Annotated in this window: 13 protein-coding genes and 1 tRNA gene; 6 read left to right on the top strand and 8 right to left on the bottom strand. The window is 55.6% G+C overall.

The features are described 5' to 3' along the window. Positions 1-44: 44 nt before the first annotated feature. Together B3M32_RS01535 and B3M32_RS01530 are read left to right on the top strand one after the other, a co-directional pair. Entirely contained in the window at positions 45-1310 is a 1266-nt protein-coding gene (locus B3M32_RS01535) for an ammonium transporter (protein ID WP_290742847.1), read from the top strand. 190 nt (positions 1311-1500) lie between these two features. After that, positions 1501-2256, top strand: a complete 756-nt coding sequence (locus B3M32_RS01530) for a fibrobacter succinogenes major paralogous domain-containing protein (RefSeq protein WP_290742844.1) — start codon at positions 1501-1503, stop codon at positions 2254-2256. A 2-nt stretch (positions 2257-2258) separates the two neighbouring features. On the opposite strand, the gene purF is transcribed toward B3M32_RS01530, so the two are convergent. The 4 genes from purF to gltB form a co-directional block, all read right to left on the bottom strand. After that, the gene (gene purF / locus B3M32_RS01525; RefSeq protein ID WP_290742841.1) at positions 2259-3644 is read right to left on the bottom strand and encodes an amidophosphoribosyltransferase; all 1386 of its coding nucleotides are present in this window, start codon (positions 3642-3644) and stop codon (positions 2259-2261) included. 59 nt (positions 3645-3703) lie between these two features. Further along, on the bottom strand, positions 3704-5743 hold the full coding sequence (locus B3M32_RS01520) for an NAD(+) synthase (RefSeq protein ID WP_290742838.1): 2040 nt from the start codon (positions 5741-5743) through the stop codon (positions 3704-3706). A 29-nt stretch (positions 5744-5772) separates the two neighbouring features. After that, a complete protein-coding gene (locus B3M32_RS01515) occupies positions 5773-7137 on the bottom strand; it encodes a glutamate synthase subunit beta (protein WP_290742836.1) in 1365 nt (454 codons plus the stop codon). Positions 7138-7226: 89 nt separating this feature from the next. Continuing rightward, the gene (gene gltB / locus B3M32_RS01510) at positions 7227-11648 is read right to left on the bottom strand and encodes a glutamate synthase large subunit (protein WP_290742833.1); all 4422 of its coding nucleotides are present in this window, start codon (positions 11646-11648) and stop codon (positions 7227-7229) included. Between the two features lie 238 nt (positions 11649-11886). Between gltB and ligA the strand changes: the two genes are divergently transcribed. Continuing rightward, positions 11887-14016: an NAD-dependent DNA ligase LigA gene (gene ligA, locus B3M32_RS01505; RefSeq protein WP_290742830.1), complete on the top strand. Its 2130-nt coding sequence runs from the start codon at positions 11887-11889 to the stop codon at positions 14014-14016. Positions 14017-14019: 3 nt separating this feature from the next. Here ligA and B3M32_RS01500 read toward each other — a convergent pair whose 3' ends face one another. From B3M32_RS01500 to B3M32_RS01490, 3 genes are all read right to left on the bottom strand, one after another. Beyond that, a complete protein-coding gene (locus B3M32_RS01500; protein ID WP_290742827.1) occupies positions 14020-15993 on the bottom strand; it encodes an FISUMP domain-containing protein in 1974 nt (657 codons plus the stop codon). A gap of 74 nt (positions 15994-16067) precedes the next feature. After that, positions 16068-16140 (bottom strand) — tRNA-Glu (locus tag B3M32_RS01495). Positions 16141-16184: 44 nt separating this feature from the next. Next, positions 16185-18131 (bottom strand): peptidylprolyl isomerase, encoded by a 1947-nt coding sequence (locus tag B3M32_RS01490; protein WP_290742824.1) that lies wholly within the window; start codon positions 18129-18131, stop codon positions 16185-16187. Positions 18132-18286: 155 nt separating this feature from the next. Here B3M32_RS01490 and nadB point away from each other — a divergent pair, with 155 nt between their 5' ends. The 3 genes from nadB to B3M32_RS01475 are packed head-to-tail and all read left to right on the top strand — an operon-like array spanning position 18287 to position 21664. Further along, positions 18287-19870: an L-aspartate oxidase gene (gene nadB / locus B3M32_RS01485; RefSeq protein WP_290742822.1), complete on the top strand. Its 1584-nt coding sequence runs from the start codon at positions 18287-18289 to the stop codon at positions 19868-19870. A 31-nt stretch (positions 19871-19901) separates the two neighbouring features. Next, entirely contained in the window at positions 19902-20900 is a 999-nt protein-coding gene (locus tag B3M32_RS01480) for a serine/threonine protein kinase (protein WP_290742819.1), read from the top strand. A gap of 20 nt (positions 20901-20920) precedes the next feature. Beyond that, on the top strand, positions 20921-21664 hold the full coding sequence (locus B3M32_RS01475; protein WP_290742818.1) for a CvpA family protein: 744 nt from the start codon (positions 20921-20923) through the stop codon (positions 21662-21664). 17 nt (positions 21665-21681) lie between these two features. Here B3M32_RS01475 and B3M32_RS01470 read toward each other — a convergent pair whose 3' ends face one another. Continuing rightward, positions 21682-22947 (bottom strand): amidohydrolase, encoded by a 1266-nt coding sequence (locus tag B3M32_RS01470; protein ID WP_290742815.1) that lies wholly within the window; start codon positions 22945-22947, stop codon positions 21682-21684. Between the last annotated feature and the right edge of the window lie 19 nt (positions 22948-22966).

Below are 22966 nucleotides of genomic sequence, written 5' to 3'. Positions count from 1 at the left end.
GGTGACACATCAACTACAACCGCAAATTTTTAAGGATTTAAACAATGAACGAAGTAACACAAGTCGTACCTGTCAGCGATGCAATCTTTATGACAGAAAACATCTGGATCATGATCAGCGCCATGCTGGTGTTCATCATGGGTCTTGGTTTCGCCTGCGTAGAAGCGGGCCTCGTGCGTGCGAAGTGCGCCGCCAACGTAGCCTTCAAGAACATCGCGGTCCCCGCCATAGGCATCACGATGTACGCCCTGATTGGCTTCGGGCTCATGTACCCGGGCACCTTCAACGGGATTCTCGGTTTCGCAGGCTTCGGCATTGGCGACTGGGCCAATCCGGCCAACTTCACCTCTGCCTACAACGGCCACTTTACGCTGTTTGCCGACTGGCTGTTCCAGGCCATGTTCGCCGCCACTGCCGCGACAATCGTGTCCGGCGCCGTGGCCGAACGCGTGAAGCTCAACTCCTTCCTGGTCTTTACCCTCGTCTACGTGGCGCTCGTCTACCCCATCGTGGGTAGCTGGACATGGGGCGGCGGCTGGCTTAGCACCATCGGCAAGGCCGGTTTCCATGACCTCGCCGGTTCTACCCTCGTGCACTCTGTGGGTGGTTGGGCAGCGCTTGCCGGCGTGATGATCCTCGGACCGCGTATCGGCAAGTACGTGAACGGCAAGGTCCACGCCATCCCGGCCCACAACATTCCGCTCGCAACCGTCGGTGTGTTCATGCTCTGGTTCGGTTGGTGGGGATTCAACGCCGGTTCCGCCCTCTCCGGCGACCCGAAGGCTACCAGCTGGATTCTCGTGACCACGAACCTCGCTGCTGTGGCAGGCATCATTACCGCGACTCTCACGAGCTGGATTGTCTCGAAGAAGCCCGACGCCACCATGGCCCTCAACGGATGCCTTGCCGGTCTCGTGGCAATCACTGCCGGTGCCGACGTAGTGACTCCGCTCTCCTCCTGGATTATCGGTGCCATCGCTGGCGTACTCGTAGTCGGTGCGGTGTTCATGTTTGACCGCCTGCACTTGGATGACCCGGTCGGTGCGCTCTCTGTTCACCTGGTGAACGGCGTGTGGGGCACGATTGCCGTGGGCATCTTCGACATGACGGGCGACTACAGCGTGCTCACTCAGCTCATCGGTGTCGCCGCCTACGCCCTGCCGTGCTTCGGTGCCGCCAGCCTGATCTTCTTCGTCATCAAGAAGACTATGGGCCTCCGCGTCACGGAAAGGCAAGAACTCCGCGGCCTCGACCAAAGCGAACACGGACAAGAATCCTACAGCGGCTTCCAAATCTTCAGCAACATGTAACCGCTGTCCGGATTTTCCGGGGACAAGAAGGACCAAGCCCTTACGGCTTGGCCCTTCTTCTTTACATTTTATTGTAACATGAGTATTATTCTATGTTAGAACATTTTATACCAAATAATTTAGATGTGTTTCCGTCCTTTTTTTAATTGAATATGTTACATTTAGCTTATACCTTGCAGGAGGGGAACATATGCATATATCCTTTGTCATTTTCATCATTCTTGTCGTTGTCGTTGTGGCCATCGCCGGATTCTTCCTGGGACGTTCCGTCCGCAAGTCTGCGAAACGCGAATCCTCCGCATCCAGGAACAACATCCCCTACGACGATTGCGTAGCCCAAAACGCAGCCAAATTCAATTACGGGACCTTTACTGACGCTCGTGACGGAGAAACCTACCGCACCATAAAAATCGGGAATCAGGTCTGGATGGCCGAAAACCTCCGTTTCAATGCCGAAGGCAGCTTTGCCCCCGATAACGACGAAGCCAATACGAAAAAGTTCGGAAGACTCTATACCTGGGCGACCGCCCTGGATATCCCTACGGCGTTCAACGAAAAATCCCCCGCCGAAGATATCGAGATGTACCGCCAGATGAAAGAAAACGATTATCGCGGCCTTGCCCCGGAAGGCTGGCATATCCCGAGCAACAAGGAATGGGAAGAATTGCTGAGAAATATCGATCCCAAATCCAACGGTTCTGAATTGCGTAGCGCCTGCCTTTGGCATAAAGCCGGCGAAGACTCCCTCGGATTTTTCGCTTTGCCTGCAGGGTACCGTTTCGGCAACGGATCGTTCCGCCATTTTGGCGCCCGCACCCGTTTCTGGAGTAAGGACGAATACGGCTATGCCAACGCATTCCGCCTGAGCCTGACGGACGAATCCGTCGATATTGAAGGTGTCTACAGGTCCGACGCCATATCTATCCGCTGCGTCAAGAACGCATAAAACTAACCGCAGCGGGTCTTGTTCGTATTGACCCCGACATAGTCCGGATAATTGTTATCGAAGCAGGCGGCACAGTAATGTTCTCCGTCGCCGGTACATTCCTTCATGCCTTCGACGCTCAAATAACCGAGGCTCTCGACGCCGAGCATCTTGGCAATTTCGTCGGGAGACATGGAGCTCGCGGCCAGTTCACCCTGGCTCGGGAAATCCATCCCGAAGAAGCAGGGATGTGCCACCGGAGGAGACGCGATGCGGATATGCACCTCAAGAGCGCCCGCATCGCGGAGCATCTTGGAAAGAATTTTGAGTGTCGTACCGCGCACAATGGAGTCCTCAACAACGCACACGCGCTTGTTCTTGAGCACGCCCTCGATAGGGTTGAACTTGAGTTTTACCTTCTGCTCGCGTACATTCTGAGTCGGGTCAATAAAGGTACGGCCAACATAGTGGTTGCGGAGCAGTCCGATTTCAAAACGTATTCCACTAGCCTGCGAATAGCCAAGCGCCGCGGTTGTCGCGCTGTCAGGAACCGAAATGACGATATCAGCATCTACGGGGCATTCCTTGGCAAGTTGCTTGCCCATTTTACGGCGAATCTTGTCGCAACTCTGTTCGAAAATCTTGGAATCTGGACGGCTGAAATAAATGTATTCGAAAATGCAATGCGCAAGCCGATCTTTATGGGTAAACCTTTCTGAGTGCAGACCGTTCTGCGTAATGGTCAGGAATTCGCCTGCCTGAATGTCGCGAATGTAATGAGCGCCAAGCAAATCGAAGGCGCAAGTTTCGCTGGCCACGCACCAGGCTTTACCCATACGCGAAAGCGAAAGCGGGCGGAATCCGAATCCGTCGCGAGCGACATACATGGAGTCTTTGCTGATGAACACGAGGCAGAAACTGCCCGTAAATTTCGTGATGGCCTTCTTTATGGCTTCGCCGAGGCTATCGGCTTGCGTGCGCGCAATTTCGTGCAGAAGAATTTCGGAATCAGAAGTCGTCTGGAAAATATGGCCTTCCGCTTCCATCTCTGCACGGAGTTCGTTCGCATTGGTGATATTGCCGTTGTGGGCAACCGCAATCTGCCCCCACTTGCAGCTCACGAGAATCGGTTGGGCATTGGCTAGCGTGCTGGCCCCTGTAGTGCTGTAGCGAACATGGCCTATGCCCGCAAAGCCTTGCAATTCATCGATATTGTGCTCCCGTAAAAGCGTAGAAACAAGGCCCATGGACTTGCGGACTCGAACTTTTTCGCCATCCGTAACCGCGAACCCGGCACTTTCCTGACCACGGTGCTGAAGAGCGTAAAGCCCCATAGCCACGTTTCGCACAACGTTATCACCATTATAAATGCCGATAACACCACATTCCTCATGCAATTCTTCGAGCATACAGCCTCTTTGGAAATAAAAAAAACGCGAAAAGAGTATTAAAAATCAATTGTACACCATCACTTGTTTATCAAAGGAACATGAACAGGCCGCATCCAATCGCTAAAACTCGCGTCGCTGGGCATGCGCCAATCGGCACGTGGAGACAGCGAAATCGAACCGACTTTCGGGCCGTCCGGAATGCAACTGCGCTTGAACTGCTGCGTAAAGAATCGCTTGATAAAGACGGCGAGCGCCTTGTCGATTTCCTCATCGGGATGCTTGCCAGCGAAGGCATATTTCGCGAGGTAGCGGAGTTTTTCGGGAGCGGCGCCGTATTTTGCGAAATGATACAGGAAGAAATCGTGAATTTCGTAAGCGCCCAGGATGTTTTCCGTCTTTTGCGCGATTAGCCCATTGTTATCGGCAGGCAAGAGTTCCGGCGAGACGGGCGTATCGAGGATATCGAGGAGGACAGCAGCGAGAGAAGCCTTGTTACCGGAGTCGAGATGCTCGCCGGTTTCAAAATACGCGATATTTGGGTTATGGACTGCCGCGGACCTGTCGGCGTACCAGCGCACGATATGGCGCACGAGCGTCTTGGGAATATCGCAGTTGACCGCATACATGGACATGTGATCGGCATTATAGGTACTCCAGCCCAGCGCAATTTCGGAGAGGTCACCTGTTCCGATGACGATTCCGCCCTCGCTGTTCGCGATATCCATCAGGATTTGTGTGCGTTCGCGGGCCTGCACGTTCTCGTAGGTCACGTCGAGCTTTTGCGGGTCATGACCGATATCGGCGAAATGCTGGAGGCACGCCTTCTGGATACCGACGGTGCGGAGCTCCACGCCCAAAATTTCAGCGAGCGCGACTGCATTGTCCTTCGTGCGCTTCGTGGTGCCGAATCCGGGCATCGTGAGGGCAAGAATCTCCGATGTCGGGCGGTTCAACTGCCGGAATGTCTCTGCGACAACAAGAAGTGCGAGCGTTGAATCGAGGCCGCCCGAAAGGCCGATAACGGCTCGCTTGCTACGGATCGCCTCCAGGCGCTTGGCAAGCCCAGCGCACTGAATGTTAAAAATCTCGGTACAAGATGCATCGCGGCTTGCGATGTTGCCGGGCACAAAGGGCGTCGGAGAGACGAAACGGTGTTTGAGTTCGTTGGCGGGAAGCAGCTTGTCGAAAGATGCTACGCGGGAAACGATTGCACGGCTGTCGAAATCCTGGAAGCTTCCTTCGCTCAGGCGCTGCATATTCAGGCGTTCCACATCCACATCGGCATAGACGATTTCGCTTTCTCGCGAGAAAGGCTTGCTTTCGGCAAGCATGCTGCCGTTTTCCGCAATCATCAGGTGACCGCCAAATACCATGTCCGTCGTAGATTCGTGCACTCCGGCGGAGGCGTACACGTAGGCCGCCATGCAACGTGCCGACTGGTTCAAAACCAAATTTCTGCGGTAATCCCGCTTGCCTACAAGCGCATCGCTTGCCGAGAGGTTCACAATGACGTTTGCTCCCGCTAGGGCGAGTTCACCGCTGGGCGGCGCCGGAGTCCACAAGTCTTCGCAGAGTTCCACGCCAATGCGGACTTCGGAACCAAAGCCTTTCACCGTGATGAAGTTCGTTACCGGGACATCGCCCACACCTTCGATCGTACACCTCACGGCACCCGCATGAATCTCGGCCGAATCATTCCACGCTCCGCGCAGCAAATCGCGCCCGCTGGAAAAATGCCGTTTTTCGTAGAATTCTCGCTGATTCGGCAGGTGTATCTTGGGCGTGATGGCTACAACGCGACCGCGCTGCAAGAAGGCGGCACAATTATACAGCCGGCCAAAAATGCGCAACGGCAGGCCCACCGCAATTACCGAGTCCGTATTCTCGAATTCCTTCGCAATCTTTGACAAGGCGCGGGTGCTGTTCTGCAACAGCAGCTCCTGGTGAAACAAGTCGCCGCAGGTATAGCCCGTAATGCAGAGTTCCGGAAAAACGACAAAAGCCGCCCCGTTGGAGACAGCGGCTGCGGCACACTTGATAATCTCTTCGGTATTGTAGGCCGTATCGGCCACTTGCAAAATCGGAGAGACACACACAAATCGATAAAATCCGAACATTTTCCTGCGAGCTATTTACGAGACAGACATTACTTGAGGGTCGCGACTTTCGCCTTCGCATCGGCCATGGCGCGCACCACGAGGGAGGCCCCATTCGCGCAGTCGCCAACGGCATAAATGTGGCGGGACGGATCCTGGATAATCGCCGTTCTCGGGGTGAGTTGCAAGCCAAGATCGTTCACGAGCCCTTCGGCGGGGACGCCAGTAAAGCCCATCGCGAGCACGACGAGGTCGGTATCGATGACTTCGGTAGTATCCGGGACTTCCACGGGCTTGAGCGGCTTGCCGAGCGGGGACATTTCCCAATCCACACGCACAACTTCCACGCCGGCGACGCGACCGTCCTTGACGATGAACCGCTTGGAAGACACATTCCAGCGGCGTTCGCCGCCTTCGTGCTGGGCATAGCTCGTGCGCAGCATGTACGGCCAGTCGGGCCACGGCGTAGACGGGGAACGTTCCTCGGGAGGCTTCGGCATGAATTCCACCTGGAGCACGCTCTTGCAACCTTCGCGGATGGACTTGCCCACGCAATCGTTACCCGTATCACCGCCGCCGATAATCAGGACGTTGCGCCCCTTCGCAGAGAACTTTTCGGGATTCTTCTCGCCCGGCTTTTCGGCACCGTGCAAGAAATCAAGCGCGAGGAAGATGCCTTCGGCTTCGCGGCCAGGGATTTTCAGGTCGCGTGCGTTCGGCGTTCCGATGGCAAGAAACACCTCGTCGAAATTCTTGTGGATGTATTCCGCCGCAATGTCCTTCCCTATTTCGGTATTGCAGACGAACTTGATTCCTGCCGCTTCAAGGAGCTTTACGCGACGATCGATAACGGCCTTGTCGAGTTTCCAGTTCGGGATTCCGTAACGCAGCAGGCCTCCGACCTTCTCTCTTTTTTCGTAAACGGTGACAGCGTATCCCTTGCGGCGCAGCGCCTCGGCAGCAAAGAGGCCCGAAGGTCCGGAGCCAATCACCGCGGCAGACTTGCCGTTGGGTTCAGCCGTCGGGAGCACCACGCGACCTTCCTCGAATGCAGTCTCGATGATGTATTTTTCAATCTGGCGAACCATCACGGGATTGTCGTGGACGTTTCCCGTACAGGCGGACTCGCAAAGTGCAGGGCATACGCGGCCCGTAAACTCCGGGAAGAATGCCGTCTTGCTGATGATGTCGTAGGCCCTGTCCGCATTCCCCACGGCGATGGCCGCGTTGAATTCAGGAACGAGGTTCCCCAGCGGGCAACCCGCCCCATGACAGAACGGGATACCGCATGTGTGGCAGCGGCCCGCCTGGTTGACGACCTCAATCGAGGTGAGCTTGCGCTCAACTTCTTTGTTGTCCTTGACTCGCTCTTCGACAGGGCGGTAGATGTCTGCGATTCGGTTAATTTGCTGCATAATAGACTTCCGTATTTAAATCCTTCACACGTCATGGCGGACTTGATCCGCCATCTAGATTCCGGGTCAAGCCCGGAATGACGTACGGCTTATTTATTCCTCGCTTGCAGAGCGTTCCTGTAATCCACCGGGAAAATCTTCACGAACTTCGGGCGTTCGCTGTTCCAGTTCTCTAGAATGCGCTTGCCCTTCTCGCTACCCGTCGCCTGGACGTGCTGTTCAATGATATCGATGAGTTCGCGTTCACTGTCGGTACCGGGGAGCACGCTCTCGAGGTCGGCAGAATCCACGTTGCAGCTCAGGTCAAAATGACCCGTCTCGTCGTACACGTAGGCAAATCCGCCCGTCATACCGGCAGCGAAGTTCACGCCCACACGGCCGAGCACGACCACGCGGCCACCCGTCATGTATTCGCAACCGTGGTCACCCACGCCTTCGCTCACCAGGAGCATGCCGGAGTTACGGATGCCGAAACGTTCGCCCGCAAGACCGTTGATGAAAATCTTACCACTCGTTCCGCCGTAACCGATGACGTTACCCGCGATGACGTTTTCTTCGGCCTTGAATGTCGCGTTCTGCGGCGGGCGAATAATGATCTTACCGCCCGAAAGGCCCTTGCCCATGAAGTCGTTCGCTTCGCCTTCCAGGTCGAGCGTCACGCCCGGAGCGAGAAATGCACCGAAACTCTGGCCCGCGACACCCTGAAGGTGAATCTTGATGGTATCTTCGGGGAGTCCCTTCACGCCGAAGTATTCGTCCACCTCTCCCGAAAGCTCCGTACCCACGGTGCGGTCGGTGTTGTGCACCACCGTGCAGAGTTCCACCGGAGTGCCGCTCTTGAGCGTGTCACTCACGAACGGGAGGATTTCGCGGCGGTCGAAGTTTTCGAGAGCCTCTTTCTTGTAGTTCTTGTCGAAGGACTTGATTCCGCCTTCGACAGTCTGGAAAATCTTGCTGAAATCGAGGTGCTTCGCCTTGTAGAATTCAATAGCGGAATCCTTTTCAAGCAAGTCGCTGCGGCCGCAGGCCTCTTCGAGAGAATGGAGGCCGAGGCTTGCAAGGATTTCGCGGACTTCGTCGGCGATGAAGAAGAGGAAGTTTTCCACGTATTCGGGCTTGCCCGCAAAGCGCTTACGGTAATCCGGATCCTGCGTGGCGATACCCATGGGGCACTGGTTCGTATGGCACTTGCGGTCCATCACGCAACCGAGGCTAACAAGCAGGTTCGTCGCAAAGCCGAATTCTTCGGCACCGAGGAGAGCCGCCACCACGATGTCACGGCCCGTCTTGAGCTGGCCATCAACCTGGAGCTTGATGCGTCCGCGCAAGTCGTTGAGCACGAGCGTCTGTTCCGCTTCGGCAATGCCGAGTTCCCACGGGAGGCCGGCATGCTTAATTGATGTCAACGGAGATGCACCCGTACCGCCATCATGGCCGGAAATCAGCACCACGTCGGCATGGGCCTTCGCGACACCCGCGGCAATCGTTCCCACGCCCACTTCGGACACGAGTTTCACCGAGACACGGGCCTTCGGGTTCGAATTGCGCAGGTCGTAAATGAGCTGCGCCAAGTCTTCGATGGAGTAAATATCATGATGCGGCGGCGGAGAAATCAGCGACACGTTCGGGATGGAGTGACGGATACGCGCCACGAATTCGTTAACCTTGTGCGCCGGAAGCTGGCCGCCTTCACCGGGCTTTGCACCTTGTGCCATCTTGATCTGCAAATCCTTGGCGTGGCGCAGGTAGTCGATCGTGACACCAAAGCGTCCCGATGCCACCTGACGGATGGCAGAACTGCGGATATCGCCGTTAGCGGCAGGAGTATCGCGGTCGGGGTCTTCACCACCTTCACCGCAGTTGCTCATCGCTCCGATGCGGTTCATGGCAATCGCAATCGTCTCGTGGGCTTCGGGGCTCAACGAACCGAGGCTCATCGCACCGGCAACGAAATGCTTCACGATAGATTCGCGGCTTTCCACATCGGCAATGTCAATCGGGGTCACCTGCTTGAACTTGAAGAGTCCGCGCAGAGTCGCCTGACGTTCCGACTGGTCATTGATGAGCTTGCTGTAGACCTTGAACTTCTCATAGTCGCCACCCTGCACCGCCTGACGGAATGCGGCAAGAGACTGCGGAGTCCACAGGTGTTTCTCGCCTTCCTTGCGGAATGCATACTGGCCGCCCGACTGCAGCACCTTGCTTGCATCGGCAAAGGCAATCTTCTGGCGCTCGCCCACTTCGCAGGCGATTTCTTCGAGGCCGATGCCTTCGATGCGGCTTGCGGTACCCGGCAAAAACTTCTCGATGAGCTCGTGATTCAGGCCCACGGCTTCGAAAATCTGGGCGCTGCGGTAGCTGCGGAGCGTAGAGATACCCATCTTCGACATAATCTTGAGGAGGCCCTTGTCCACGGCCTTCACGTAGTTCGCGGCAGCCGTCACCGGGTCAACATCGAGGTCGCCGTTGTGGCACATGTTGGTGATGCTCTCGAATGCGAGATACGGGTTGATGACCGTAGCGCCAAAGCCGAGGAGCAGCGCAAAGTGCATCACTTCGCGGACTTCGCCGCTCTGCACGATCAGGCCGATTTCGGGACGCACACCCGCTTCCACGAGGGCGCGGTTCACGCTCGCCGTCGCGAGGAGCGAAGGTATGGGGACATAGCCCCAGTCGATATTCTTGTCCGAAAGCACGATGATATCGTACTTGTCCTGCACGGCGCGCACGGCATCGCCCGCAAGGTTCTGGAGTGCCGCTTCCAGCACTTCGCCGTTTCCGCCGAGCGGGAACTGCATCTTGAGAACCTTCGCCTTGAACGCCTTGTCGCCGATATTTTCAAAACGACGGATTTCGTCTTCCGTCACGATGGGGCGCGGAATCTTGATAAGGTGCGCCTGTTCCGGAGTTTCTTCCAGGATGTTGCCGTGGTTGCCGATGTAGGTCGTCAGGCTCATCACGAGCTCTTCACGAATCGGGTCGATAGGCGGGTTCGTCACCTGCGCGAACAGCTGCTTGAAGTAGTTGAACAGCGGCTGCGGCTTGTCCGAAAGCACGGCCAGCGCGGCGTCGTTACCCATGGAACCGATAGGTTCTGCACCGTTCTTGGCCATCGGCTGCAAGATAACGCTGAGGTCTTCGGCAGAGTAACCGAAACGCTTCTGCTGAACGAGAATGTCTTCGGGAACGTCGGACGGATTGATTTCGCTGAAGAGCCCGCGGACGCTCATCTTGTTCTCGGCGACCCAGCGGCGGTAAGGCTTGGCACGGGCCACCTGCGCCTTCATTTCGGCATTCTTCAGAATCCTGTGGTTTTCGAGGTCGAGGTAGATAATCTCGCCGGGTTTCAGACGGCCCTTTTCTTCGACTTCGTCGTCGCGGAGGTCGAGCACGCCCGTTTCGGAAGCCATCACAAAAAGACCGTCTTTACATAAAGTGTAACGTGCCGGACGGAGGCCGTTGCGGTCGAGAATCGCACCCGCATTCACGCCATCGCTGAACGCCACGGCGGCCGGACCATCCCACGGTTCCATCAGCATGGATTCGTATTCGAAGAAGCCACGCACGTCGCGGCCCAGGTAATGCTTTTTGCCCCAGGCCTGCGGCATGAGCATCATCATCGCATGCGGGAGGCTACGGCCCGCCGCGACGAGTAGCTCAAACATGTTGTCGAGGCTAGCGGAGTCGCTCTGGCCCGGCATAATCAGCGGCAGGAGCTTCGGCATGTCTTCGCCGATAATCTCGCTCTTCAGGTACGGTTCACGGGCGCGGAGGCTGTTCAAGTTACCGCGCAGCGTGTTGATTTCGCCGTTGTGCGCGAGGTAGCGGAACGGGTGCGCCAATTGCCAGGTCGGGAACGTGTTGGTGGAATAACGCTGGTGGACAAGGGCGAGCGGGCTTTCGAAATCGAGGTCGTTCAAATCCTTGTAGAAGCCTTCAATCTGGCTCGCGAGAAGCAGGCCCTTGTAGACGATGCTACGGCGGCTACAGCTACATACATAGACGCCCTTGCAGGCCTTCTCTATCAGGCGACGGATCACATAGAGTTTAATATCAAAGGCCGAATCGCTTTCAAAAGCCGTCCCGTCGAAGAACGCCTGGCGGATATGCGGCAGGGTTTCGCGGGCCGTGTGGCCGATAGAAGAAGAATCGACGGGGACCTCGCGGAAGTTCACGACAGGTACGCCCTCGGATTCGGCGATGCGCTTGATTTCGGCATCGAAGGCGGTGGCCTCGAGCGTATTTTCGACGAAGAACATGGCCACGCCATAGCGTTCCGGCAGGTTTGCGTTCACCTTGCGGAAGAACTTGTGCGGCATCGAAAGCAAGAGACCCGCACCGTCTCCGGTTTCCGGGTCTCCGCCTGCAGCACCGCGGTGCATGAGCCTCTTCAAAACAGTAATGCCCTGCAACACAATCTGGTGCGAGGCGACATTATTAATATTGGCGACCAGGCCGACACCGCAGGCGTCATGTTCGTTGGCCGGATCGTAAAGAGCTTGAGCGTGCATAAAATATCCTTGTTTCCTTTTTGCGGACTTACTTTCGCAAAAAACGTGCCAATAAATGAAAAATGTGGTCAAAAATGTAAAATCGACGATTTTTGCAGGAAAAGCGATAAAACTTATTACATTTTATGTAATAAGACTATGTGGATTTACACTTTTTGAAAAGTGGAATCCAGACGACGCAAGGCTCCTTTTGGAAGGCCGTAAAGCCTTCCATTTTTTTATTTTTCGGGAGTAAAATATGGCCATCGAACAGAAAGAAATCGACCGCACCCGTTATTTCGAACTGAAGAAACAACTGGAAGAAGCGAGCCGCCTTTACTACAAGGACGGCATCTCCCCCATGAGCGACCAGGATTTCGACTTTGGGCTCAAGGAGATGGAAGCGCTCGAAGAAAAATACCCGGAACTGCGCGGCAAGGATTCCCTAACCCAACGCGTAGGCAGTGACCTTACGAACGACTTTGCCAAGGTTACGCATGCCGTGCCGATGCTCAGCATCGCGAACGTGTACAGCGCCGAAGAAATGGCGGAGTTTGTAAGGGCGGCAGAAGAAGGGATTGCTAGTCTGGATCCTTCGGCTTCGCCTCAGGATGACAAGAAGGCGAAATGGATCTGCGAGAGGAAAATCGACGGCGTTTCGCTTTCCATCGTGTACGAGAACGGCCGCTTGAAGCAGGCCGCGACACGCGGCGACGGAGCCCAGGGCGACGACGTTACATTGAATGCACTCACGATTGCGGACATTCCCGAATATTTTGACGCCAAGAAACTGAAAATCGACCCGAGCGAAATCCCGCAGGGCACATTCGAAGTGCGCGGCGAAGTCTACATGGAACGCGAGGCCTTCGAGCGCCTGAACGAGCAGTTCATTCTCGAAGGCAAGAAGATTTTCCAGAACCCGCGCAATACCGTTTCGGGTTCGCTCAAGCTCAAGAGCGTCGCCGAATGCAAGACGCGCCCGATGCGATTCTTCGCATACCACATTCCAGACAGCAGCAACAAGACGCACGAAGAGAACCTGCTGCAGCTAAAAAAGCTCGGGTTCCACACGAACGAATACTGGAAGGCCGACACTGTCGATGAAATCATGAAGATTTCGGAGCAAATCGGCGCGAGCCGCGACAGCCTCCCCTTCGAAATCGACGGCATGGTCGTGAAACTGAACGACCTCGCCATGCAGCGCGCGCTCGGCACCACGAGCAAGAGCCCGCGTTGGGCCATCGCCTACAAGTTCAAGGCGGAACGCGCCTACACGCCACTCCTTTCCGTAGAATTCCAGGTAGGCCGCACCGGTGCGGTAACGCCGGTGGCTAACCTTGCACCCGTGCGCCTCGCAGGCACCACCGTCAAGCGCGCCACCCTCCACAACTTCGACGAAGTCTCGCGCCTGGACCTGCATTACGGCGACACCGTCGGCGTCGAGAAGGGTGGCGAAATCATCCCGAAAATTACCGACGTCAAAAAAGAACTCCGCCCGGCCGGAGCCTCCCCCGTTGTCGCTCCCGAAAAATGCCCCGTCTGCGGAGAACCGCTTACCCACATCGACGGCGAAGTCATCCTCCGCTGCGAAAACATGCACTGTGCAGCGCAGGTGCAATGCCTGTTCGAACATTTCGTGAGCCGCGAGGCCATGAACATCGAGAACCTCGGTCCCGCCCTCATTGCAAGCCTCATTGCCACGGGCAAAATCAAGCGCATCCCCGACCTTTACCGCCTCACGCTCGAAGACCTCGAATCACAGGAACGCATGGCGAAAAAGAGCGCGAAGAACGTGTACGACGCTATCGCCGCATCGAAGGAGCGTAGCCTCGAGAACCTGCTGCACGGCCTCGGCATCCGATTCGTGGGCCGCACCAGCGCCAGGAACCTCGCCAAGCATTTCCGTACGCTGGAAAAAATCCGCACGGCAACCGTAGAGGATTTGCAGAACGTAAACGACGTGGGCGAATGCATCGGAAAGTCCGTCTACGACTTCTTCCACACCGAACGCTACACGCAAGAAATCGAGGAACTCATCGCTCTCGGCTGCCCCACCGAATTCAAGGGCGTCGTGAAAACGCTATTCCAGGGGCAAACAGCCGTGATTACGGGAACGCTTCCGAGCATGGAACGCGAAGAAGCCCGCAAGCTCATCGAAGAGAACGGCGGCAAGGTCAGCGGTTCCGTGAGCAAGAAGACGAGCTGGGTACTTGCAGGCGAAGCTGCCGGAAGCAAACTCACGAAGGCGAACGAGCTCGGGATTCCCGTGCACGACGAGGCCTGGCTTCTGGAACAGATTGCAAGCGCCGAATCCAGCAGCAGTTCGGAAGTAAAGGATATTCCCGCCGTCACCAATGCCGACGCAAACGGGCAACTCAGCTTATTCTAGAAATCACTTTGCCGGCGGCGCAGTTTTGGCAGACGCAGCGGGCGATCCCTTTTGCACCTTCTTGACTTCGGGTACGGAATTCATGACGCACCTTACGGAAAAAGCCGTCCTTTCGAAATCCTCGGCATGGACAAATTCATCCTTGCTGTTGAGGAGATTCCAGTATCCGGCGCCGGCGCCATCGCCACCGCTCGCTTCCCAGAAATACGCACTCGTGCCGAGTTCCGCAAATTCGCCGTCGTTGTAACGGGCGCCAGCAGGAATCGCCTTGAATCCGGACGCCTCCGTTATGGCGGCGCCGCCACGGTTCCAGCCATCGCGCATCTTGAGCGCAGCGGCGACGCTTCCCTTCCTCAGGTTCACCGCAGCCTGGCCGAGACTCATCCATTCGTCATGCGTCGGCATGTGCCACCCGTCCGGACAGATTCCCTGATGTTCCAGGAACTGCTGGTTTTCTACGGGATTCTCGATATAGTCTTCGGGCAGGCGCATCGCCGTGCTCCACGTATACAGCCTTCCGTAAGAACGGCAGCGGATTTCCTTGTCTTCGTAGCAGAAGCTTCCAGGAGCCGCGAAACGGAGATTTTCGGCCATCCAGCGATGTCCGCCAATATCGACAGTCTTGTAACGATTTTCGTCTCGGCGGTCGAAAATAGCCGTGCTGTCGTATATTTCGTCGACTCCGGGCGGATCCATCACGCAACGTACCGGGAACGCGGCAACCTTGTTCGAGCTGTCACGGACAAACTCATCCCTATCCGCATACAGGCCCCAGAGCAAGCCGGAAATAGAATCTTTTTCGCTCGAGCTCCAGAATCCCGTAATGGAATCCAATCCCACAAAGCTCATCAAGTCAAGTCTGTAACCACCAGGGAGAGCCGAGAAGCCCCACCCGTTCTGTCCGGGCATGGAATTTTCCGTTTCGGGCCACACATCGCGCGCCTTCAAATTCGCGCCGACACCAACGGCATCGTCAATATCCTTCAGGTAGGCATCGAGGCGTTCAAAGTCGTAGATGCTCGGAATATGCCACCCCACGGGGCACACTCCCCTATGGATGCGTTTCACCGTATCGCGCGAAGACTTGTTCAAGTATTCATCCGGCAAGTTCATCGCGGCAGCCCACGTATACAGCCGGCCATATTTTTCGCACAGGCCCTTGTCATCCATGTAGCAGAAACTGCCGGGCACTTCCGTATCCAGATTCCTGGCCATCCACACCTGGTCACCAATGTGAATCGTCGAAATTTCCTGGTTCTTGACCTTCACCACTTCCGGAACGACAACGACAGGCGGAGGCGGCTGTTCCCTGAGCTCATATTTTTTCTCCTCGATGCAGCGGACCGAGATGGCGTTTTCCTTGGCTTCATAAACCATCTCCAGGGAGCGTGAATCGTAAGTCAGGCGCCAGAAATACGCCCCGTAGGCATCGTATTCGTTCGATGCCCAGAACTGTGTAGAAGCGCCCGCATCCATGAACATGCCGACATAGTGGCGTTCACCCGCAGGGAGCGCGTTGAAGCCGAATTCGTCACTGCCGTAAGGGATTCTGAGTTCGCGGTCCCATCCTTCCTTCGATTTCAGGCTTATGCCCACACCGTCGCTACGGCCCATCTTGCCGGCATAGAACATCAAGTTTTTCCAGTCCTTGTTCGTCGGGACTCGCCAGCCGTTCGGGCAAACGTCATGAACCTTCTTTACCGCTTCCTTGGCAACCCTGGTGTTGTAGAAATCGACCAGGCGCATGGCTGCTGCCCACGTATACAAACGGCCGTATTTCCAGCAGTTAGCATCATTCTTATCGTAGCAGTAAGTACCCTTCAGCTTGAAGCGCAAATTTTCGGCAAACCAGCGCTGATGTCCAATCTGCACCGTCTTATAGACCTGATTATCTCGCGGATCTACGAAATCGGGCATTTCATCGATAGCCATAGCACTTACGGCCAGCAACAAAGCTAAAAGTACCATTTTTCTCATGTTATTTAAAATAACATAAAAAAGGACAAACGGATAAAAAAAATAAAAGAACCCACAAAAGTGAGTTCTTTTAGTACCCCCAAGCGGACTCGAACCGCTGTTGCGGGAATGAGAATCCCGAGTCCTGGGCCACTAGACGATAGGGGCAAATGCGGCCGTCTCTTTCGAGACAGCGCAAATATAGTAAAAAGTTAGTCCTTGTAGAAGAGGTCCAGGTTATTTTCTACAGGGGTGCCCTTTTCAATGTTGCCGACGAAATCGTTGAACACCGTCATCGCAGCAAAGCGGGCCGTGCTGGCGATTTCATCCTTGACAGCAGAGGCGACGGCATCTTCTTCCGGAGCCTTCTTCGCATTGATCTTGATCATCACTGCGCCCTGGTCCGTTTCGATAACCGGACCCCATTCACCGGCCTTCTGACCGTTGAGAACCTTGGCGAGGTTCGGGTTAGCATAGCCGAAACCAGGAATAAAGCCTTCAACAGAGGCATTCTTGCTTTCGATAGAAACCTTTTCGATGGCGGCAGCGGCTACGGCTGCGGAATCATCCGGATTGGCAGGCACGTAGGCCTTGACCTTTTCGGCGACAGAAGCCAGGTAGGCGGCGGCAGCGCCGGCAGCCTTCTTGGCAGCAAGGTTCTTCTTGATGGAATCGTAGAAAAGGCTGATTTCACGGTCGCCGGCCTTCACGTCACCAGACTTGGTGCCGACAAACACCCACTTGTTGTTCTTGAGAACCGGGCTAGCCTTGCCGTATTCTTCGGCGAGGTTTTCATTCGGCCAGGCGAAAGAAGCAAGACCCTTGAGGTAGCCGAGAGAAGCAATATTGCCATTGCGGGTAATCCATTCGGATTCCTTGACGTCGAGATTGCGTTCCTTGGCAGCGACATCGAAAGCCTTGCCGGCATCGACATCGGTACGGATGCCGTTGAGAATGGCTTCGAGGCTATCCACCGTTTCGGAAGAAGCGTTCACAACCAGAAGGATATGGCCGACCTTGGCGGTGACAGCACCGGTAGAATCGGTTTCCTTGCCGTAGCTCTTGATGATGTGGTAACCGAACTGGGTCTTCACCGGTTCAGAAATAGCACCGGAATCCAGGGCCAGCGCGGCCTTTTCGAATTCGGCGACAAAGACGCCCTTACCGGCAGGCTGTTCAAGGACGCCACCGTTTTCGGCGCTACCCGGATCTTCGGAAGAAATGCGAGCCATGTCTTCGAAGTTGGCGGTAGAAGAGGTGTCAGAAAGCTGGTAGTAAAGCGTCATGGCGTATTCGCGGATACGGGCGTCGTCACCAGCGGTCGCTTCGACCGGGAGAACGACGTACTGGAACTTGGCCATGTCCTGTTCGACAAAGAAGCTGTCCTGGTGGGCATTGAAGTAGCCCTTCACCATGGCGTCGTCGATAGCATCGTCGGCAACGCTGAAATCGGCAGAAGAAGCATAGGCGACTTCGATATCGTAATCGGTCAGACGGCGGTCCACGCTCCACTTGGCTTCGAGGGAAGTCGGATGGACGGAGGCACCGACAAGAGCCTGGAGCTGACGGCTCGGAATCACGTCGGCCTTGAGTTCTTCTTCGTAATTGAGCATCATGTTCCAGCGGAAGGCTTCCGGAGTTTCGATCCAGGCGTCATATTCGGCCTTGTTGAAAGTCGTGTCCACGAGGAACTTCGGGAGGCTAGCGATGTAGGCCTGGCTGCGTTGCATCAAGTCTTCCTGGCTGGTCGCCTGCTGCTGGATGGCATAGAGGCGGGCCTGGGCTTCTTGCACAAGACGGCCGCGGACGGCATCGGGATTGCGCCTGAATTCGCTCTTGAGTTCGGCGACCGAGGTTGCCAGTCCGGCCTTTTCGAACTGTTCGTTCATGACAATCTGGCGAACGAAGCTACGGAAAATGTCCGAACGCAGCTGCGTGTACTGTTCGTCTTCGAGATGCTGTCCCTGGAACTGGCTCTGAACAACCCTCTTGATGCGGGAATCGAACTCGGCATAAGAGATCTTACGGTCGTTCACGACACCCACGGGATAGCTCTGAGCGGTTTTCGGCACACGGTCCATTGCCAAAAGGCCAACGACAATACCTGCCGCGAAAATAACAATGACCCACTTGGCTTTTTCATTAATCCACGTTAACATAGAGATAGCTCCATTAAAATAGTCGGGTCAAAGTTAGTAAAAAAACACCACCCCGAATTAAAATTCCACAAAATATAGCCGTAGAGCCCTATTTTTTCTATTTATTGTGCATCGTTTCAAGAAAAACGGTGCGACAAAACAAACGGAGCAGCATAATGTACGATATTTTGATTCTCGGTGCAGGAATTTCCGGATTGAGCGCGGCCCTGCATGCAGCAGAAAAAGGACTTTCCGTAGTCATCTTGACTAAGGGAGCCAAGCCCGACGGATCATCGAACTATGCTCAGGGCGGAATCGCCACCGTCACCGAAAAAACAGACAAGTTCAAGTTCCATATAGACGACACCCTGGAAGCGGGAGCCGGTCTCTGCAAAAAGGAACCCGTAAACATTCTCACTAAGAGCGGTCCCGATACTATTCGGCAGCTCGTAAAGTGGGGCGTTCAGTTCACCCCCTCGCCCGCCGACAAGACCCAGTTCGACTTGCACCTCGAAGGCGGCCACAGCCACCACCGCATCCTGCACGCGGCAGACTTGACCGGCAAGGAAATCATGCGGGCGCTCCTCTGCGAACTCCACAAGCACAAGAACATCCACTATATCGAGAACTGCTACATCAAGGACCTCATCTGCAACGGCGAAGGCAAGGCCAAGCGTTGCGTGGGCGCCAAGATTATCCACCAGAAAAACGGCGTCGTCGAAGAACTCTACGCCAAGGCGACCGTTCTCTCTACGGGTGGCGCCGGTAGAATCTGGCAGTATACGGTATGCCCTCCCGACAGCTGCGGAGATGGTATGGCCATCGCGGCCCGCGCAGGCGCCGCTCTGCAGGATATCGAATTCATGCAGTTCCATCCGACTAGTTTGTATGCACCGCAATTCAAGAAGCCGTTCCTGATTTCTGAAGCGGTCCGCGGTTTTGGCGGCATTCTCAAGAACTACAAGGGCGAAGAATTCATGAACCAGGTGCACCCGCTTCACTCTCTCGCGCCCCGCGACATCGTGGCACGCGCCATCCACAGCGAGATGCAGCGCCTAGGCAAGCCGAACATGTTCATCGACCTGAGCGGTCGATCCGCCAAGGATATCAAGAGTCATTTCCCGAACATCTACGCCAAGTGCATGGATGCCGGAATCGACATCACGAAGGAATGGATTCCCGTGGTACCCGCGGCACATTACATGTGCGGAGGCGTACTGGTCGACACCTGGTCCCGTACCGAAATCAACGGCCTGTACGCCTGCGGCGAAGTCGCCGCGACGGGCGTCCACGGAGCAAACCGCCTGGCCAGCAACTCTCTTCTCGAAAGCGTCGTATTCGCCATCCGCGCTGTCGACAACATCGTCCAATCCGGAATTCTCAAGAGCAAAATCACAGCGACCAAGTCCAAGAAAAAAGAAGTCGTAAGCTTCACGAAGGCCGCCTACTGGAAAAAGCGCAAGAAGGCGCTCCAGGACATGATGTGGACGCACTGCGGCATCGTGCGCACCACGGCCGGACTGAACCAAGGGCTCAAGGTCATTGAGGAATTCGAGGCCGATATCGCCGCAGCCATCAAAAACAAGGAAACCGAGAACATCCACTTCATTGAATTCCAGAACGCCCTCCAGGTTTCCAAGATGATTCTCATTGCAGCCCTGCACCGCAAGGAATCCCGCGGGCTCCACTACATTCTCGACTATCCGAATCTCGACCCGAAAACGAAACACCACACGATATATTTGAACAGCAAGAAATAGGACTAAAGCGTAAGGCGAGAGAAAACATACGATGAAGGACTCCCTCCCGAAGAAAATTGGCGTATACAAGCCGACCCAGTTCCTTGGCCACGGTGCCATGGGAAACGTCTACCTCTGCCACGACGAATCGCTCAACCGCATGGTCGTCGTCAAGCAGATGGTCCCCTCGCTCTACGATCAGGGGTCCTTCATAGAAAGGTTCGAACGCGAAGCGAAAATCCTCGCGAAGCTGAACCATCCTGTCATTGTCCATCCTTACGCGCTCTGGCAAGAAACCAACGGGCAGTATTCCCTGGCCATGGAATTCGTATACGGCAAGAGCCTCCGCGTCCTCCTGGACAACTGCCCGAAACCTCCGCTCTGGGTCGTCATGGAGTTCCTCTACCAGATTTCTTCGGGCCTCGCCGAAGCGCACCGCTACGGCGTGACCCACCGCGACGTGAAGCCTGCCAACATCATGCTCGACAAGGACGGCCGCGTCAGGCTCCTGGACTTCGGCGTCGCCCACGACGAAAGGGACCAGGAACTCACCGAAGATTTCGCCCAGCTCGGGACGGCTTCGTACATGAGCCCGGAACAAATACGCGATTCCAAGAATATCACGCCGGCATCCGACGTGTTCAGCATCGGCATCATCGCCTGCGAAATGCTACTCGGCGAAAACCCATTCCGTGGCGAAAGCCTCTCCGAAACGTTCAACAACATCCAGAAAAAGAAGATTGCCGCCAAGGCATTCGCCCCGGATGTTCCCAAGGAACTGGTCAAGTTTATCCTGGAACTCCTGCGCAAGGACCCTCGCAAGCGCCCCCTGGCAAACGACGTCGCCGAATTCTTCTCCAAGATGATGTTCCGCTATCCGAGGGACCTGCGCCCCTATACCGTAGAATGGGCCAACGCCGCACTGAACGGAACCGAATCCAGCATCGTCCCCACTCCTTACGCCGACAAAAAAAAGCTATCTTTCAAGGCAGGAGTATTTATTGGCGCTATCATTGCGATAGCCGTATCCATAGCGATTCACTATGTATAAGAATTTGAAGGTGTGTTAGGATGACCTGGATTGATATAGTATGCCTCGTCTGCATCGTTCTATTTGCCCTGCTCGGTCTCTGGAAGGGGCTTCTCAAGAGCATTTTTAGGCTCTGCGCCTGGGCTGCCGGTATTTTCGGTGCCTACATTTCGCAGAACCTGCTTGCCGACACCATCGCGACGAACCTGGAACTGAGCGGTTTTACCGTAAAGCTCGTCTGCATCTGCATCGGCTTCCTAGTTCCGTTCCTCGCATTCATCTTTATTGGACGCATCGCCAACAAGGCAGTCTCGGGTACCGCAGTAAGCAAGGTCAACCGCACTCTCGGAGCAATCCTCGGAGCCTTGAAGGGCTACATTATCTGCTTCGTTTTCCTGAGCATCCTCCATATCCTCCCCGTCACTGGAGGCCTGAAGGACGTCCGCAACGGATCTGCATCCTATTCCGTCTACAAGTTCAACCTTGAAGCCATGGGATTCTCTTCCGAAGAAATAGACCTCGTCGGAGTCGCCGAGAAGAAGGCGACCGAATTCAGCAAGGAACTCACCGACAAGGCCGTAGAAAAAGCCAAGGAATCGGCAACGCAGGCCGCCGAGGCCGTCAAGGATTCCATAGCCGAAGCAGCCAAAGCTGCGGCCGCAGCCGCGGCGGACTCCGCCAAGAGCAAAGCCAAGAAGGCCAAGAAAAAGGCCAAGAAGGTCATTGACGAGGAAGGCGACGAAATCGAATACAACAGCGAGCTCGAAATCCCGATAGACGAATAGCCGTAGGCGTTCGTTATCTACCGGCCAGCAAGCCTCTTTGCGCAAGCCTGCGCCTCATTCAAGATATCTTCTTCACCGTCCACATGGCGATGGCGCATCAAGAAGCGCCCGTTACAGATAACCGAATCAATGCAGCCCGAATCCGCCGCATAGACCCAATTGCTCACGACATCGTGCGCAGGGACCATGCGTTCATTATCCAGGCGAACCAGGAGGCAGTCCGCCAAGGCGCCTTCCTTGATTTCTCCGGCATCGGGAATCCCGTAGGCGCGCGCGACATTCACCGAAGCCATCCTTAGTGCATCGAACGCCGGCAGGGTTTCCGCCGTCCCGCCCACCTTGGCAAGCAGAGCCGCCAATTTCATTTCTTCGTGCATGTCGAGATTGTTGTTCGAAGAAGCCCCGTCGGTCCCCAGAGCCAAACGCATCCCGCCCGCGAGCATCGCATGGATCGGCGGAATCCCGCTAGACAGCTTGAGATTGGAGCACGGATTCAGAACGGCTGTGGCGCCCGAATCCACGAAGGCTTTCATGTCGTCATCGGAAAAATGGACGCAATGCGCCGCGACCAGGTTTCCGTCAAGCGCCCCCGCACGTTTCAAGAGGCGTACCGGACTGCACCCGTACTGTTTCTGGCAATCTTCCACTTCCCTTTTCGTTTCGGAAAGGTGCGTATGGAACAAAAATTTTTCTGCACGGGCAAACTCGGCACAGCGCCTGAAAAGGGATTCCCCCACCGTATAGACGGAATGCGGCATCACCGCAAGGCGAACCCGTTCCGACTCGCCCGTATGCGCCGCCAGGAAATCAAAGTTTTTCTCGATCATTTCTGCCGACATGAGAGTCTCGGCAAACGTCACGCCGATCGACGCACGGACTCCCATTTCCTCGGCAGCCTTCATCGTTTCTTCGCGATGCCAGTACATGTCCGCAAAAAAGACTGTTCCCGACTTGATCATCTCGAGAATCGCAAGCCTGCTCCCAACGGCGACATCCATCGCGGTCATTTTCGCCTCGAACGGCCAGATATATTCCTGTAGCCATTTCTGGAGAGGCATGTCATCGGCGTATCCGCGAAGAAGAGTCATGGCGGCATGAGTGTGTCCATTGTAGAACGCCGGTAAGACGGCAAAGCGGCTGCAATCCACGACTTCGGCGTCATCGCCGGCAGGCAAATTGTCGCCAATCCGAGCAAAGCGGGAGCCTTCTATCAGGATATCGGCACGGACTGCGCCGGAGGCTTTAGCCGGCAAGAGGGCGGATTTCAGTATGATTTTTTTCACTTTTACCTACTTTTTGCAA

This window comes from Fibrobacter sp. UBA4309 (genome assembly GCF_002395745.1).
In the GTDB taxonomy this organism is placed as follows: Bacteria; Fibrobacterota; Fibrobacteria; order Fibrobacterales; family Fibrobacteraceae; genus Fibrobacter.
This window is presented reverse-complemented; position numbering and strand designations above follow the sequence as displayed.